The organism is Alcanivorax sp. HI0083 (assembly GCF_001635175.1).
Genome location: NZ_LWFX01000184.1, coordinates 1 through 1,408 on the forward strand (window position 1 = coordinate 1; position 1,408 = coordinate 1,408).

Genomic DNA, 1,408 nt, shown 5'->3' on the forward strand with positions numbered 1-1,408 from the left:
TGCGGATACCGAGAATATTCTGCAGGCTCTCGGCGTAGGCGCCTACCTGGGTATCGCCCTGCCGTTCAGTCGCAGCCATGAGGAAGAGGCCGATCTGATGGGACTGGAGCTGATGGCCAGCGCAGGATTCGATCCACGGCAGAGCACCGAACTATGGAGAAATATGGCCGCCGCAGGGAGCGCCCAGCCACTGGAGTTTCTCTCCACTCACCCGAACCATGACAGTCGCATCGAAGCCCTTCAGGAACGTATGGGGGCGGTGTTGCCGCTCTACCAGCAAGTCACGCCAGTGAATTGCGAACGGTAAGAAGCAGAAGCGAGTCACGAGTTTCGAGTTGCGGAACCCAGACATGCTCAACAAGATTTCGCCTTTCGAAACTCGCTTCTCGTCACTCGAAACTTTCCTGGTCAGCCGCCCACGGCTTCCTTAACGGAAACCTTCTCGGTCGCCGGCTGCCAGTTGTAATCCTTCATGTTTACGGTCCAGGTGCGGGCCATGAACTGGAAGGTCGCGTGGGGCCACAGGGCGGTGTTGCGGCCATCGGCCTGTTGGTACCAGCTCATGCACCCGCCGTTCTGCCAAACCGTGCCCTTCAGCTCGTCCTGCAGCTTGTCATTGAAACGATCCTGCACGTCCTGCTTCACGTCCAGCCAGGCATCACCGCGCTTATCCAGCTTGGTGATGGCATCCATCACATAGCGCACCTGGCTCTCGATCATGAAAATGATGGAGTTATGGCCCAGGCCGGTGTTCGGCCCCACCAGCTGGAACATGTTCGGATAACCGCTCACGGTGGTGCCCAGATAGGCCTGCGCTGCATCCTTCCAGTCATCCTGCAGACGACGGCCCGGCAGACCGGTGATCTCGAAATCCTTCATGTAGATACGCGGATCCACGATGAAACCGGTACCCAGCACAATGCAGTCCGCCTGCTGCTCAGTGCCATCACTGAACACCACGCTGTTTTCCCGGATTTCCTTCACCCCTTCGGTGACCAGCTCCACGTTGTCGCGGTTGAAGGTGGGGTAATAGTTGTTGGAAATCAGAATCCGCTTACAACCCAGCGTGTAGTTGGGCACCAACTTGCGTGCCGTCTCCTTGTCCTTCACCTGGTAATTGATGAAGGCTTTCAGCGCCGGTTCGGCCAGTTTGGCCAGACGCGGATTGAAGATCGGCAGCACGCGCGCTTCGTTGCTCAGGTAAAGGCGCAGACGGTGCAGCTTGCGCAGCGCCGGGAAGCGGCGGAATACCCACTTGCTCAGGCCGGAATAAGCACGCTCATCGCGAGGGATAATCCACGGCGGAGTGCGCTGTACCACGGTCAGGTGGCCCGCTTCTTTTGCCACATGGGGCACATACTGGATGGCACTGGCACCGGTACCGATGGACACCACTTTCTTGCCGGCC

The 1,408-nt window shown here is 58.6% G+C and carries 2 protein-coding genes; one reads left to right on the plus strand and one right to left on the minus strand.

What is annotated here, in order from left to right:
* Positions 1 to 307, plus strand: a 307-nt coding sequence (locus tag A3754_RS01950) for a M48 family metalloprotease (RefSeq protein ID WP_156496692.1), incomplete at its 5' end; no start/stop codon positions are given.
* 101 nt (positions 308 to 408) lie between these two features.
* Here A3754_RS01950 and A3754_RS26985 read toward each other — a convergent pair.
* A partial coding sequence (locus tag A3754_RS26985) for an NAD(P)/FAD-dependent oxidoreductase (protein ID WP_063518704.1) occupies positions 409 to 1,408 on the minus strand: 1,000 nt, incomplete at its 5' end.